The following is a 13,514-nucleotide window of genomic DNA, read 5'->3' as shown; positions in this document are numbered from 1 at the left end:
ACTAAAATTTGGTTGGACATACAAAAAAAAGATTAGGAGAATTCTCCTAACCTTTCGCTTTTTTCTGCTTCATGGCTGATAAGATAGCCACAATGAGAAAACTCGCGGCAAAAATCACAATCATATAAATAAAAAAGTTTGGCTTGATTTGAAAAGTAAATGCGGATGAACCTTCCATCTCAAAAGCGAGACTGTTAAATAATAAAGCATCATTCGTTTTTGATTGAAATAAATGATAGAATAATATGCCGATTGTCAGCATCGGAAAGCCTAAAAACCCCAGAAAACCACCAACAATAGCACCTTGTTTCATCGCCTGTACGTTCATGATCGTTGTCCTCCCATTCCCCCAAGCAATAGCTGCTTCATAATGGATTTACCATCCCCCATAAATGGAAGAAGATAGAGTAATTGAATAAAATACGTGATTGAAAAAATAAAGAAACCTGTTGAAATTGGATTTTCTTTTAGACATAATACGGTCACAATGATCCCTGCTGCTCCGATCACACCTGGGACAAGCGGCCCAAGCAGGGTAATCCATACCTGCTTTTTCTGAAACGGATCTAATACCGGTCTCACAAATTTCACTGACATCATATCACTTGCAAAAAAACCTTGTGGACCATCCCGTCCCGCAAATTTCCGATGCGTATAGCCATGTGCTGCCTCATGTAAGGCCGTTCCCGTAATTAATCCAAAATAAATAATTGTAAAATAAATCGCAATGGCTGCAATCGACCGGTCAGGAATGAATAAAAAAGCGATTCCTGCCATGACCATAAATAGCATCCAGAAAAAGATGATTTTACGCGTCACCATGAGTAATGCTGTCCCAAAAATATGAAGGAACGAGTGACCAGTGCAATCAAATCGTTCCTTCATTTTCACTTGATACTGCTTGAAAAATTGACAGCAGGCTGTCACAATCCGATATGGTGATTGATAATGAATAGACAGTAAGTGGTGCTGATTCAACCCCATTATCAGTTGATAAAAGTCACGAGAAATCACAGACTCATCGACCTGAAACAAATCGGCGAGCTCTGTGGTAATACTCGCTTCTGTCCTTTTGCCATCTACTTTCGTTAACATATGATAGGCACTTTCATTAATCGGGAGTGTGCTTCCATACTGCGTATCCGTGAGATGCCTCTTTTGTAAGGTCACATACGGCGCGAAAGCCGGTACCCGCTCAATCTTTAGCTTATTGTTAAGAAGTTGAATCATGTGAATACCTCCATGAAAAACCTTTGTATATGGCAAAGATGAGCAGACCTTCAAATGCAGCTACAAGCAGCCACTGAAGCGTTTGACTCGACTCCCCTATGACATAGTTTCCAATAAAAACAATCGGAATCATGAGTAAAATAAGTGCTCCAAATGAAAAAATGCCTGTGTAAGGATTGTTCCGATCAAGCGGAAGTAAAATACCTACTACATAAAAGAGCGCAGTGGCATTGCATAAGACAGCGGCCCCAATCAATACGTTCCAAACCTGATCAGGAAGCGTCAGCGTTGTCAGCATGAAGATTGCAATTTGCAGTACACCAACAAACAAAAGCCCGATAAACTTATACAGAGCCACTTCCCACGATCTTAGACCAAATGTTTTGTACATCCCCAGCATTCGTTTATCATTGCCAAATGAATTGAAGGCGGTTAATCCAGCAAGAGCGCAGAAAACAAAAAATGCTTCTTCTTCAAAACGGAATCCAAATTGATAACGGACGAATAAGATCACAATGAGGAGAATGAGAAAGTTTAAAATGTTTTCTTCATTTCGCACCTGTGATTTCATTTCCTTTACAATAAGTGACCATTTTTTTGAAGAAGAGAACGGCAGTTTGTTTAAGAAGGTTAACGCTTTTTTCTCTGCCATAATCGGCATCATCGCAAGGGAAAGAAATGCACCGCTCGCCGATAAAAGGATAAACAGAATCAAAATTGCATAGTTTACCCCTTCAGGAGACATCCCTTGAGCCGCTAAGAAAAACGGTGCTGTAAAATACATCAAATGATAATCAAACTGTATATATGATTGCTGAATTTGACTGATATCAAAATGCGTCATTCCATACGCTACAACCAGTGCTAATAAAACAAAGATCGCTGCAAATTTTTGCAACGGTAATTTTAATTTCAGAATGACCAAATACGTCATATTATAAATGAGTTGCAAAAGCATTAAGACAAAAAGCGATTGCAAAATCACCATCAAAAAGAACGTAAAGATAAAGAAAATACCTATTCCCTGGGCAATAAAATTAGGTAAAAGCAGAATACCGATAAAAAATAAAACAAGTCCTGCCACTACTGTCACCATCGGAATAAAGTAACCAAGGCTTTTCTGAAAGGTAGAAAGCGGGAACCAGCTGAGCTGCATAGAAAAACGGTCTTGCTCAGGCGTTCTGACCTTGATCAAAATGAATAACAGGCTAGTAAAGATGGATGCATTGATCGCCATTGACACAACGAGTAATCCTAGTGAGCGCTCATCGCCATTTAAGAAAGCCTTCATAAAGACACCCGTAAAACTGTATCCGATGATGGCGCCCATTGTGACGGCAAATAAAAAGAATAAGATCACAATGATCCGCTTCGTCTGAGTATCAAAGAGCTTATACATCTCCTGCTGCCACATTTTAAGCATCATTCTAGAAATGATTAATGATTTCATCAAAATGTGCACCCCTATCACTTAACATTGAAGCTTTCAGAAACACCTGTTCCAATGTGCTTGATTGATACTTCTCCTTTAAGGCTGAGACCGTTCCTTCATCCATTTTAATTCCCTTAGAAATAATGGCGATTTTATGGCACAGCTCTTCCGCTGAAAGCATATCATGCGTTGAAAGCAAGATCGCACCATGGTGCTCGGTATAACGTTTCATCAGTTTCTTTGTGTTTATAACCGCTTCAATATCAAGTCCTCTAAAGGGCTCATCCATGATCACCAATTGACTATCAAGCATAAAGGCGGCAATCAGCTGTGTCTTTTTTTTCATACCATGTGAATAGGTTTCAATCGGTCTTGATAAAGCCGAGTCCATATCAAACAGTTCAATTAGTTGATTTCTTCTATGAATTGTTTTACATTCATACATAGAAGAAACAAAATCTAAATATTCAGCACCAGTCAATGCTTCAGGGAGTAGCAGATCATCTGGAACATAGGCTACTTGTTTTTTAAAGGATGGTTCGTCATTTGTGACGTCCTGCAAGAGAATCGTTCCTTCTGTATGCTTAATGATGCCGAGTATACAGTTAATCATCGTTGTTTTACCGGAACCATTCGGTCCAGCAACAGCAACGATTTGATGAGGGTCGATTTTTAAATGAAAATCATTGACAGCAGTCACGTTATTTTTATACGTCTTGGTTAATTTCTCGATCGTAAACATATAACCTCCAAGTGTCTGCATATTCTTTAAAAACAGATCAGGCTAAACCGCCCGCCACAGACGGTTTAGCCCTGGTGTCATTTCATAGAAGTAAAAAGATGAATCCTAAGTATAGCTACTTACATTCAATTTGGACTTTTAAGCCACTTTCCCACTGAACGGCTCCTGTAAAGCTACCCTTCCCGTTTGCTAAACACCAAACTGCTGCTCCTAGAACAACTGTTGCTCCCAATCCAAGAAGGACAGCAACAAATACTAAGAACCAAGCTTGGTCCATAATAGCAGGTTCCATAGTGGAATAGTCAACTTGCGGCGCTGCATAAGTCATACTTTTCACCTCCCAGCTTATGATGATCGTATCATAGGCTTCACTCTCCAAACATCAACAGAAGATCCCATTTTTGACCGAACATACTTTCGGACAAAATGTGACTTTTTATTCAATTCTTCACTTTTAAGTGTAGGACCCCTATCTTATTAGCTAGTTTTTTGCAATCCATAAGAACCACAAAACCCATATAATGTCAATTAAACCATCTTTTTTCTTCTTTTTTTGAAATAGTCCATTTTTATCAATCCCTTTATATATTCTTTCTTTTTTGTGAAATAGAAAGAATTCCCCCGATATATCAGATAAAAAGGTCCTAATTATATGTCGTTAACACACCATTTATGAAATATTTACTGATAATTCCGATAAAAGAGTGAGTCTATTTCCCTTCTTCTCTTGTCACTTAAAATATGTATATACAAGAAAGTCCATTGGGAAAAAAGCCCTTTCTTTTCTTGAGTAACATCCAACATATGATTCGCTTCTTTTTATGAAAAAACAACTTACAGCATAGACATTCCCATGATTTCACTAGTTGGCAATGATTGATTGCTTTCAAAAAAACTGATCCGTACTCTCTAATGCAACAATCCCTCTTTTCATCCAGCGTATCCACACCCTTCCTCATTGAAATTAAAAAAGCCCATCAACTTTATTTATTATTTTTTCAGATTTATCTAAAAAATGATTGACCAAGCTCGAAACAAGATTTATAGTCTTATTAAATATTTCTTATCAAAGTAGTTGGTTTTATCTAACAAAAGGAGGATACACACATGTCAGAAGAACGTCCATTCCGTTTAGAAACAAAAGCCATTCACGCAGGTCAGGAGCTTGATTCAGCAACCTATTCAAGAGCCGTGCCTATTTACCAAACAAGCTCTTTCGGTTTTAGAGATAGTGAGCATGCGGCGAATTTATTCGGACTGCAGGAACCCGGAAATATTTATTCTCGCATTATGAACCCCACAAATGACGTCTTTGAAAAACAGATCGCCGAGCTTGAGGGCGGCATTGGTGCACTTGCTGTCTCTTCTGGACAAGCAGCGACCACTTATTCTATTTTAAATATTGCAGGAGCTGGTGACGAAATTGTCTCCTCCAGCAGCCTTTATGGAGGCACCTACAATCTGTTTGCTCATACGCTTAAAAAGCTCGGCATTACAGTGAAATTTGTCGATTCATCCAACCTTGAAGAACTCGAAGCAGCGATTACAGACAAAACGAAGGCAGTGTATGCAGAGAGTATTGGGAATCCTAAAGGCGACATTCTACATATTGAAGCCATCTCAGCCATTGCACACAAGCACCACATTCCGCTTATTGTGGACAATACGCTCGCAAGCCCATATTTATTAAGACCGATTGAGTTTGGCGCAGACATTGTCGTCCATTCCGCTACAAAATTCATTGGCGGTCATGGTACATCAATTGGCGGTGTCATTGTCGATAGCGGCAAGTTTCCTTGGGCCGACAGTGATAAGTTCAAAGGGCTGACTGAACCAGATCCAAGTTATCACGGCCTGACGTATACCGAAGCAATTGGAGAAGCGGCTTATATCACAAAAGCACGTGTGCAGCTCTTACGGGATTTAGGAGCAGCCTTGTCACCTTTCAACTCATTTTTACTTCTGCAAGGCCTAGAAACTTTGCATCTGCGTCTCGAGCGACATAGTGAAAATGCGTTAAAAACAGCGCAATTCTTACAAGATCACCCTCTTGTAGATTGGGTAAGCTACCCAGGTCTTGAAAGCCATGAATCTTATGAGCTTGCTCAAACCTATTTACCAAAAGGACAAGGCGCCATTCTCACATTCGGTATTAAAGGTGGACGAGAAGCAGGTAAAAAGCTTATTGATTCAGTTAAACTTTTCTCACATCTTGCAAATGTGGGCGATTCTAAATCATTGATCATTCATCCTGCCAGCACAACGCATCAGCAATTAAGTGAAGCAGAACAAAAAGCGACAGGCGTCACACCTGAGCTCATTCGTTTATCTGTTGGAACAGAAGCGATTGAAGACATTATTGCAGATCTTGAACAGGCGATCAAAAAAAGCCAGGCTGAATGAAATAGAAAAAGCACACCTCTGTGTGCTTCTTTATGTTTCATTCATTATTGAGTAGTCGAACGTCTTGGAAAGGATAAAACACAAATGATGTCGTTCCTTGAATATCACTCTTTGTAAAAAGACCTAAGCCATTGCGACTGTCCATTGAGTTTTGACGGTTGTCACCCATGACAAAATACTTGCCTTTTGGAACGGTAAGAGGACCAAAATCAGGTGTCAACAAGATGCCATCTGCGGCTGCTTTCTTTTTGTTTGACGCTAAGTAAGGCTCTGCCACCTTTTGACCATTGACATACAGCTGGTCATTTTTCATTTCAATTTTATCACCAGGTAAACCAATCAACCGCTTAACATAATGAGTACTGCGGTCTTCCCCATCAAGAACTATGATCTGTCCCCGTTTGTAATCGCCGAAATAATCAACCGTTTTATTCACAAAAACCCGCTCTGTATTATGCAATGTTGGATCCATAGAGGTCCCTTTTACAATATACGGTGCGAATAAAAAGTTACGAATGATAAAAACGGCAATGAATGCGATTAAGATCGCTTTGAGCCAGCCCCATACTTCTGATTTCTTTTTTTGTGTTTTTGTATTTGTTGTCATAAGCTCCTCCTGAAATCCCCTAGGACGAAATGAGTTCCGCTAGCTGCACGCCAGCATCACGCTTGTATCACCCTAAATATAAACATAATTTGCCAACAAATCAAGCGATGAGAGAGAAAAAGGCAAGCACCCTTCTGTGCTTGCCCAAAACTCAGTTACTTAGTAGAAGAATCCTCTTCTTTTTCTTTTGATTTACCATAGAAATAATCAGATGGATTCACTGGTTTAAAATCAGACAGCTTATGGAATCGAAGAAGATCCCTATAAAGCACTTTATCTGAAAGGCTTAACTGATTATCGACACGGGCTTTAATCGCCTCTGTCTTTTTATTTTGTTTCACAACTTTACCTGTTTTTGTATCATAGACAGTGTTATCTACAAGTGTATATTTTGGTGTCACATAGTTTCCGTTACGGAATGCAACAGTTTGATCATGTTTCTTAGAGAATAGATCTGTTCCAAAATTCACATACTCATTTGAATCAATACCTTGTAAGTGAAGAAGCGTAGGCATCACGTCTACTTCACCACCATACGTATGGTTCACGCCGCCCTGTTTGCCAGGAATACGTATCATGAGTGGTACACGCTGGTTTTGAGCATTTTGATAAGGTGTAATTTCTTTCCCTTGAATTTCGCTCATTGCACGGTTATGGTTTTCAGAAATTCCGTTGTGATCACCATATAATAAAATGACAGAGTCTTTATACATACCTGATTTTTTCAAGTCTTTAAAGAATTGCTCTAATGACTCATCTAGATACCTTGCTGTTTGGAAGTAGTTATCTACTGTTTTGTCACCAGTTGTTGCCTTAGCAATCGTCGCATCTTTTTCATCTAAATTAAATGGATAGTGATTAGTCAATGTCATTAAATGTGCATAAAATGGCTTTTTCATTGATTCTAGCATCGGGATTGATTCTTTGAAGAATGGTTTATCCTTCAGACCCATATTCACAAGATTTTCTTCATCCATGTTGTAATGTGAAGCATCGAAGAATTGATCATATCCCATATGTTTATAAATCGTGTCACGGTTCCAGAAAGATTTATAGTCGCCATGAAGCACTGCGCTCGTATAGCCTGCTTTTTGATCTAGGATGGCAGGGAGTGATTGGTAAGTATTTTCACCTTTTGTCACAAACGCTGCTCCCTCTGGCAAGCCGAACATACTATTATCCATCATCAGTTCAGCATCAGCTGTCTTTCCTTGACCTGTCTGATGGAAGAAGTTATCGAAATACGTAAAGTCCTCTTTCCCATGAGCCAGCTTGTTTAAAAACGGTGTCACTTCTTCTCCATTTAGTTTGTAGTCAATTAAGAAAGACTGGAAGCTTTCTAAATGGATTTTAATGATGTTTTTCCCTTTAGCTTTACCGAAATACTCTGCGTTTGGCTTCGCATAGTGAGAAGCTGTATAGTTTACAACATCCGTTAAATCTTCACTGCTCGCATTTGCTACCTGTGTTGCATTTTGTGCTGATTGTACCCCGTCATAAATCGTATAATTATAAACACCTAAATATTTGACAACATACTTATGATCAAATGTTCTTGTTAATAATTCTGGACGGTCTTTTTCAGCTAAATGAAGGTTTACAAAGAACAGTCCTACACCTGCAGCCACAATCAACAGTGCAAATGTCTTTTTCATTTGGAATTTCTTCACTTCTGGTCTCCAGATCACAATCGCAATCAAGATAATGATATCAAGGAAATATAAAAGGTCATGCGGCTTAATACTAGATAACACACCGCCAGTCATGCCTCCTCCAAGATTGCCTGCTTGCTTCATTGTGGAGAAAGTCAAAAAGTCATCAAAGAAACGGTAGTACGCTACATTCGCATATAAAAGTGCGGTCATAATAAAGTCAATCACAATTAATACTATGGCAGATTTACGACCCTTCAAAAAGAGAGCCAGTCCCAAAAACACAATGGCTGAACTAAATGGATTTAATAAGAGAAGACCCTCTTGAAAAGAACCTTTCACTCCTAAATTAAAGTCCATTTTGTAGGCTGCATACGATTTCGCCCAAAATAAAAGGACAGCCAATACAAAAAAGCTATATTTGTTCGCAAATATTTTTTTCATAAAACCTCTTCTTTCTTATTATCGTTCTGATATAAATGAAATCATAAAAAATTTACATTGATTTTGCAAATGTAAATCTTCTTCACCAAGCATTCCCGATGCTCTGTTTCCGCCGGATATGTGTGCTCCGTTAATATAACGTATGAGAAGCATCATAGGTTTCAAAAAAATACGAGTAAATAAAAGGAAAAATATCCATTTACATTTCATTTACACGCACTTTGCAATTCAATAGATGAAGAAGGGTTTGTAAATCACTCAGTACTACTTTACTTTTTTCATCTATTCGTGTCAAAGTAATTATAAAGAAAAGGAAGAATCACCTAGGCTTTTCGACTCATTTACCCAAATATATACAAAATTCGATACATAACATATTCGTATTTATTGTGACTCAACCTCCAATCATCCATGTATTTTCTCTCCTTCTGACAATCTAAAAAAGTTTTAAGCAAAAAAAGCTTGATTTCTCCTCCTGATGTGCGGTGTGATAAAGATATAGATTTTCAACAAATCAGGCTGGAGGACAATCACATGAAACATAACAAACAAATTAACGCATTTAAAAAACGATTTTCAGAAGAAATAGATCACATCATTGCTGTCACAGGACCTTCAGGAGTAGGTGCAGGAAAAGCCGGACAGGAAGCTCTTTGGACTGCTTCTATTCCACTGATTGCATGGAAGGAAAAAGACTTCGTTACAACAGAAAACATAAGACTCTGCTGGTTAACAGATGAAGAGGGATTAAGGGAAAAGCAGGCACAATTACATAAAAAATCAATCGTGTCACTTCAGGTCCGAAAAGGTGAAGGTGAGTTCATGCTTGTATCACTCATCGATACAGATACACAGGATGAAGAGCTGCAAGAGATACTAGAAGAAGCCCAAAAACCTGTCTTTTATCATGATGACCTGCTGGGCACCTTTGAATTAGTGAAAGGACTAGACTTATTTGAAACAACGATCCAGTGGAGTAATCAAGAATGCCTGCTCTACTTCAACCTCGAAGAAGATGAAAAAGTAAACGACTCTCTTCGAACCGCTAGACAACTCATGAAAGAGAAGACCACATGGGATGCTTCTATTAAATCATTTGCAGCAAATCAGCTGCTTGAATTAGCTAAAGACTGGCAGGAGCAAGATGACTCCGCTGAAACACAAGAAGAGCTTACGCTGGATCACTTTATAAGCCGCATCTCACTTGAAAGTCTGCATGCTTTCCCAGATGGAGAGTTTGAAGTCTACTGTCATGACGGTGATTTATTTTGGGGACATGTCATCATTGTCTCAGGCAATATCAATGGCACGTTTCAAGATGCCCACATTGCAGGCTAAAGATTGGCGGGATAAATAATGGAGATCAAGGCTTTTCATGAATTAAAGCAAATTGGAAAAACACCCGTCGTGGCTAAGATTGGCGGCTTTCGTCCTGATCCAGCAGCACACAGCTGGTTTGCCGGTCATTTCTTCATCCACCCCGATCAAGGCTGGCCCATAGATCAAGATGGCGTTATGATTCCGATCTTACAAATTTATTTACCTGAAGTGCCAGGAGGATTGAACGAATTCAATGAATGTAAAATGATTCAAATCTTTCTCAACCAGAAAGCACTTCCGATGGATATTACCAAAAACGGCGAGTGCTGGAAGCTCATTGAATATGCAGATATGGAAGGATTAGAAGTAGTTGAAACTCCTGAAGAAGTGAGAGGACTCAAATCCTTTCAAATCCAATGGAAGGAAAGTGAGCAAGAAGACTACCCTTGCTGGGAAGAAGCGTGGTCATACGTCGATTTATCAGAAGTAAATGAAAGTGATGAAGCGATAGAACACTTCTTTGATCAATACACCAATTATTCGTTCACAAAAATCGGTGGATATGGGGCGTATATTCAATCTCCACCCCATCAACAACAAGGCGAATTCATGCTGCAAATCGCCTCAGAAGAAAAACCTCGGTTCATGATTGGTGATAATGGCACGATGTATTTCTATTACGACAAAGACACAAAAGAATGGTTTATGCATTGGGATTGTTTTTAAAGGTCATTGGAATAAAACTCCATCAAAAACGAATACGAACGTAATTTGCTGAGTAATATACAAAAAGAGCCGCACTTTCCTGTGTGGCTCTTTTCATATATCCTTTTGAAGAAAACATTTGACGCCTGGACAACTCTCCCCGTATATTATGTATAAATCCATCTTTTTCATAGAAAAGGGGGCTTTACATGCGCTTGTTTAAGTACTGGAGAAAAAAGCAGCCTAAACAACAGATCATCTCAGAAATGAAAGAAGACAGCATCCCAATCAACTTCTCCACACTTCCCTTTGGTACAGACACAGTAGATGATTTTTTGTTCAACTTAGACCTCACCTCGAAGCTCACAGATCCCTATAAAGAAACAGATCCGAACAAATGAACCTATCCTCATCCAATCCTGGATGATTTTTTTATACTCGATGAAAGGTGTGTCACATGAAAACATATTATATCGTCAGACATTGCCAAGCCAATGGACAATCCGAGGATGCGTATTTAACGCCACAAGGCATCGCACAATCTCACGCACTAGCACAGTTCTTTTCCGGCATTCACCTCAATAAGATCATCTCAAGTCCCTATAAGCGAGCGATCCAAACCATTGAGCCTCTTGCTCATGCAAAACAACTCGAGGTACAAATTGATCAGCGTCTCTCTGAACGTGTGTTAAGCAGCAAACCAATGGACGATTGGTATGAGAAACTAAAGCTCAGTTTTACGGACTTGCATATGACCTGTGAAGGCGGAGAATCGAGCCAAGAAGCGATGAATCGTATTGTAGAGGCACTCTATGAACAAATAAAATTAGGAAAAAATCATACTCTATTCGTCACACATGGCAATCTTATGAGCCTGCTTCTTAAACATGCCGATCCCACGATTGGATTCAAAGAGTGGGAGAAGCTAAGCAATCCAGATGTCTATGTCCTGAAATATTTCAAACCAGATCATATAGAAATAGAGCGTATATGGCATAACTAAACGGCAGAATGAATTCTGCCGTTTCCTCATCTATTGTTGATAATAAAAAGCCTCTACCCACTCATACGGCTTCTTACGCTCCGCACACCATTTCATGAAGCCTCTTGTCTCCGTTTGCTGAAATTTCTTCCAGTCCGATAAAAGCTGATCATAATAGGCTGCTTGTTTTTCAACATTGGTACGAATCCTTTTATCTTCGATCAGCATCATGACATCTTCAATGCCTTGAATTCGCTCTTGATCTTTCTCATAGGTGCTTAAATAAAGATCTTCATGTATATGATGAAACGAATACCACAAAGCCGATAAATAGGTTTCGCAAATTTGTACAATGACACGCTGCTCCTTGCTACCTCCAAGCTCTAGTGCCTTCAATAAATAGGGCAGCCCTTCTCCCTGATGCACAAACAAGCCCTGCCAGCGATACGGTCTCACATCCATAGGATCAACCTTCTCCCACTCTTGCAGAACAGGCTGAATCACCCCAATGATCAATGGATACACAAGCAAATGATGACCATCCTCAAACCGTTCAATCTTTTCAAACAGCCAAGCAACAAATGAACGCCGTGCTGCAAATTCGTTCTCCTTCATTTCTTCAACAAAAAACCGAAGAACCTTTAACGCATCTTTACGCAGACCCTGTTCTTTCTTCACACAGTACTGTCTAAAAAGCGGAAAATCATGGGATCCCTCGTCTTCAATGATGGTCTGTAATATCGTCTTCATTTGCAAGTTAACAACTCCACCTTTTTACATTCTTTCTATTTCTCATTTATCTTTGAATCGTAAATCTGATTCCTTAACACTGATTCACCCATTCTAAATAACGCCTTTGAATCACTTTTTTGATTTTATCGTAGTTCTCCCAACTATCTTTAACATAATATACGCCTTCAGCTTCTGGAAATGTCTCCTCCTTATTTAAGCGTGATAAGAGTGGTATAAACACCTAATTGGTCTTTGACTTTTAGAAGGCCCTTGGCATCCTCAAATCCATTCTTTTCGGTGTTCATGAATGAATTGAATGTCTTTTTGATAATGTTCAAGGTGCCCCTCATGAATCATTTTTTGAAAAGCTATATCACCTTCACTCGCTTTTCGTTTCATGTACTGACATAACCCTTTTAAACGCAGCAGCACCATATCCACATAATCTTCTGCTATTTTCTCCCCATAAGATTCAAAAAACAGTTTCACTCTATGCTTTATCTGGTTTGCATGTTCTGATGAATGGCAGTTCACGATCTCTCCTGTTTCTGTGCGAAAAAACCTACTGAGAGGTACACAAGTATACAGAGTATATGCGATATCCCACAGCCTTGGACCAGGAGCAGCTACATCAAAATCAATGATTCCTACTGGTTTTTCATTATTGAAAATGATATTGTACATAGCAAAATCATTATGGCACACAACCTCTATGTTGTTAGGCGTATTGTCCATTCGTTCCCAATCGTCTGAAATGGGAAAATCACGAACAGCATCATGATACAGTCTAAGCATTCTCGCTATTTCTTTTAAGGCATGGTGAGAGCACATGTATTCTTTTAAGGGATCATGACCGGCTACGCCTTCAATGAAGGACAATATCTCTCTACCTTTTTCATCAACCCCTAAAAACTTTGGAGCATAGGAGAAATTCTTTTTTTCTAAATGCTTTAGCAGCTTTTGTATATTGATATTGTCTGACTTTACTTCTCGACGAACCGTATCTCCAGAACGATATACGTTCGAGACATTGCCACCTGTCAATAACTCTTCATGATCATTTTGTTTTTTCATAAATTCTCCCCTCAAATTGGGTCACAATGATGATGTTAGCTAAAGATGTGTATGTACCCACAAATATTCATTTAGTTACACAAAAGTATTTCACTGTTTTATGTGAATGCGCTACCCCATTTTGTTTCCTTACATGGTTAAATGTATCTTATCAAATGTTGCAAATCACCTAAAGATTATTCTGCTAAAAG

Annotated in this window: 14 protein-coding genes; 5 read left to right on the top strand and 9 right to left on the bottom strand. The window is 39.0% G+C overall.

Annotated elements, in window-relative coordinates; translation table 11 throughout:
- Positions 1-46 precede the first annotated feature (46 nt).
- The 5 genes from CKW02_RS04605 to CKW02_RS04585 form a co-directional block, all read right to left on the bottom strand.
- Positions 47-328 (bottom strand): hypothetical protein, encoded by a 282-nt coding sequence (locus CKW02_RS04605; protein WP_003211021.1) that lies wholly within the window; start codon positions 326-328, stop codon positions 47-49.
- A complete protein-coding gene (locus CKW02_RS04600) occupies positions 325-1,230 on the bottom strand; it encodes a PqqD family protein (RefSeq protein ID WP_003212126.1) in 906 nt (301 codons plus the stop codon). Before CKW02_RS04600 ends, CKW02_RS04605 begins: the two co-directional genes overlap by 4 nt.
- Positions 1,214-2,680 carry a hypothetical protein gene (locus CKW02_RS04595; protein ID WP_003212365.1) on the bottom strand — a complete coding sequence of 489 codons (1,467 nt, stop codon included), beginning with the start codon at positions 2,678-2,680 and terminating at the stop codon, positions 1,214-1,216. The genes CKW02_RS04600 and CKW02_RS04595 overlap by 17 nt, the downstream gene beginning before the upstream one ends.
- The gene (locus tag CKW02_RS04590) at positions 2,658-3,404 is read right to left on the bottom strand and encodes an ABC transporter ATP-binding protein (RefSeq protein WP_003211711.1); all 747 of its coding nucleotides are present in this window, start codon (positions 3,402-3,404) and stop codon (positions 2,658-2,660) included. Before CKW02_RS04590 ends, CKW02_RS04595 begins: the two co-directional genes overlap by 23 nt.
- Before the next feature lie 115 nt (positions 3,405-3,519).
- Positions 3,520-3,732, bottom strand: coding sequence for a hypothetical protein (locus CKW02_RS04585; RefSeq protein WP_003211695.1), 213 nt, complete (start codon positions 3,730-3,732; stop codon positions 3,520-3,522).
- A gap of 779 nt (positions 3,733-4,511) precedes the next feature.
- On the opposite strand from CKW02_RS04585, the gene CKW02_RS04580 reads away from it, so the two are divergent.
- Positions 4,512-5,807: a homocysteine synthase gene (locus tag CKW02_RS04580; protein WP_095117773.1), complete on the top strand. Its 1,296-nt coding sequence runs from the start codon at positions 4,512-4,514 to the stop codon at positions 5,805-5,807.
- A 37-nt stretch (positions 5,808-5,844) separates the two neighbouring features.
- On the opposite strand, the gene lepB is transcribed toward CKW02_RS04580, so the two are convergent.
- Positions 5,845-6,414 (bottom strand): signal peptidase I, encoded by a 570-nt coding sequence (gene lepB, locus CKW02_RS04575; RefSeq protein WP_003211638.1) that lies wholly within the window; start codon positions 6,412-6,414, stop codon positions 5,845-5,847.
- A gap of 155 nt (positions 6,415-6,569) precedes the next feature.
- Positions 6,570-8,510: a lipoteichoic acid synthase gene (locus CKW02_RS04570; RefSeq protein WP_003210978.1), complete on the bottom strand. Its 1,941-nt coding sequence runs from the start codon at positions 8,508-8,510 to the stop codon at positions 6,570-6,572.
- A gap of 534 nt (positions 8,511-9,044) precedes the next feature.
- On the opposite strand from CKW02_RS04570, the gene CKW02_RS04560 reads away from it, so the two are divergent.
- The 4 genes from CKW02_RS04560 (at position 9,045) to CKW02_RS04545 (ending at position 11,538) form a co-directional block, all read left to right on the top strand.
- Positions 9,045-9,848, top strand: coding sequence for a DUF2262 domain-containing protein (locus CKW02_RS04560; protein ID WP_003212429.1), 804 nt, complete (start codon positions 9,045-9,047; stop codon positions 9,846-9,848).
- 18 nt (positions 9,849-9,866) lie between these two features.
- Positions 9,867-10,556 carry a DUF1963 domain-containing protein gene (locus tag CKW02_RS04555; protein ID WP_003212507.1) on the top strand — a complete coding sequence of 230 codons (690 nt, stop codon included), beginning with the start codon at positions 9,867-9,869 and terminating at the stop codon, positions 10,554-10,556.
- A 188-nt stretch (positions 10,557-10,744) separates the two neighbouring features.
- The gene (locus CKW02_RS04550; RefSeq protein WP_003212265.1) at positions 10,745-10,936 is read left to right on the top strand and encodes a hypothetical protein; all 192 of its coding nucleotides are present in this window, start codon (positions 10,745-10,747) and stop codon (positions 10,934-10,936) included.
- Positions 10,937-10,992: 56 nt separating this feature from the next.
- Positions 10,993-11,538 carry a histidine phosphatase family protein gene (locus CKW02_RS04545; RefSeq protein WP_003210854.1) on the top strand — a complete coding sequence of 182 codons (546 nt, stop codon included), beginning with the start codon at positions 10,993-10,995 and terminating at the stop codon, positions 11,536-11,538.
- Between the two features lie 30 nt (positions 11,539-11,568).
- Here the strand turns inward: CKW02_RS04545 and CKW02_RS04540 are convergent, their stop codons facing one another.
- Both CKW02_RS04540 and CKW02_RS04535 read right to left on the bottom strand, forming a co-directional pair.
- Positions 11,569-12,273 (bottom strand): hypothetical protein, encoded by a 705-nt coding sequence (locus tag CKW02_RS04540; RefSeq protein WP_003211528.1) that lies wholly within the window; start codon positions 12,271-12,273, stop codon positions 11,569-11,571.
- Between the two features lie 255 nt (positions 12,274-12,528).
- Positions 12,529-13,323 (bottom strand): phosphotransferase, encoded by a 795-nt coding sequence (locus tag CKW02_RS04535; protein ID WP_003211736.1) that lies wholly within the window; start codon positions 13,321-13,323, stop codon positions 12,529-12,531.
- Positions 13,324-13,514: the final 191 nt, after the last annotated feature.

This window comes from Bacillus pumilus (assembly GCF_900186955.1).
Lineage (GTDB): Bacteria > Bacillota > Bacilli > Bacillales > Bacillaceae > Bacillus > Bacillus pumilus.
This window is presented reverse-complemented; position numbering and strand designations above follow the sequence as displayed.

Coding starts and splice junctions, on each gene's coding strand:
- CKW02_RS04545 (WP_003210854.1), top strand. CDS start 10,993: ATGAAAACATATTATATCGTCAGACATTGCCAAGCCAATGGACAATCC.
- CKW02_RS04535 (WP_003211736.1), bottom strand. CDS start 13,323: ATGAAAAAACAAAATGATCATGAAGAGTTATTGACAGGTGGCAATGTC.
- CKW02_RS04570 (WP_003210978.1), bottom strand. CDS start 8,510: ATGAAAAAAATATTTGCGAACAAATATAGCTTTTTTGTATTGGCTGTC.
- CKW02_RS04560 (WP_003212429.1), top strand. CDS start 9,045: ATGAAACATAACAAACAAATTAACGCATTTAAAAAACGATTTTCAGAA.
- CKW02_RS04585 (WP_003211695.1), bottom strand. CDS start 3,732: ATGACTTATGCAGCGCCGCAAGTTGACTATTCCACTATGGAACCTGCT.
- CKW02_RS04605 (WP_003211021.1), bottom strand. CDS start 328: ATGAACGTACAGGCGATGAAACAAGGTGCTATTGTTGGTGGTTTTCTG.
- CKW02_RS04580 (WP_095117773.1), top strand. CDS start 4,512: ATGTCAGAAGAACGTCCATTCCGTTTAGAAACAAAAGCCATTCACGCA.
- CKW02_RS04555 (WP_003212507.1), top strand. CDS start 9,867: ATGGAGATCAAGGCTTTTCATGAATTAAAGCAAATTGGAAAAACACCC.
- CKW02_RS04600 (WP_003212126.1), bottom strand. CDS start 1,230: ATGATTCAACTTCTTAACAATAAGCTAAAGATTGAGCGGGTACCGGCT.
- lepB (WP_003211638.1), bottom strand. CDS start 6,414: ATGACAACAAATACAAAAACACAAAAAAAGAAATCAGAAGTATGGGGC.
- CKW02_RS04590 (WP_003211711.1), bottom strand. CDS start 3,404: ATGTTTACGATCGAGAAATTAACCAAGACGTATAAAAATAACGTGACT.
- CKW02_RS04550 (WP_003212265.1), top strand. CDS start 10,745: ATGCGCTTGTTTAAGTACTGGAGAAAAAAGCAGCCTAAACAACAGATC.
- CKW02_RS04595 (WP_003212365.1), bottom strand. CDS start 2,680: ATGAAATCATTAATCATTTCTAGAATGATGCTTAAAATGTGGCAGCAG.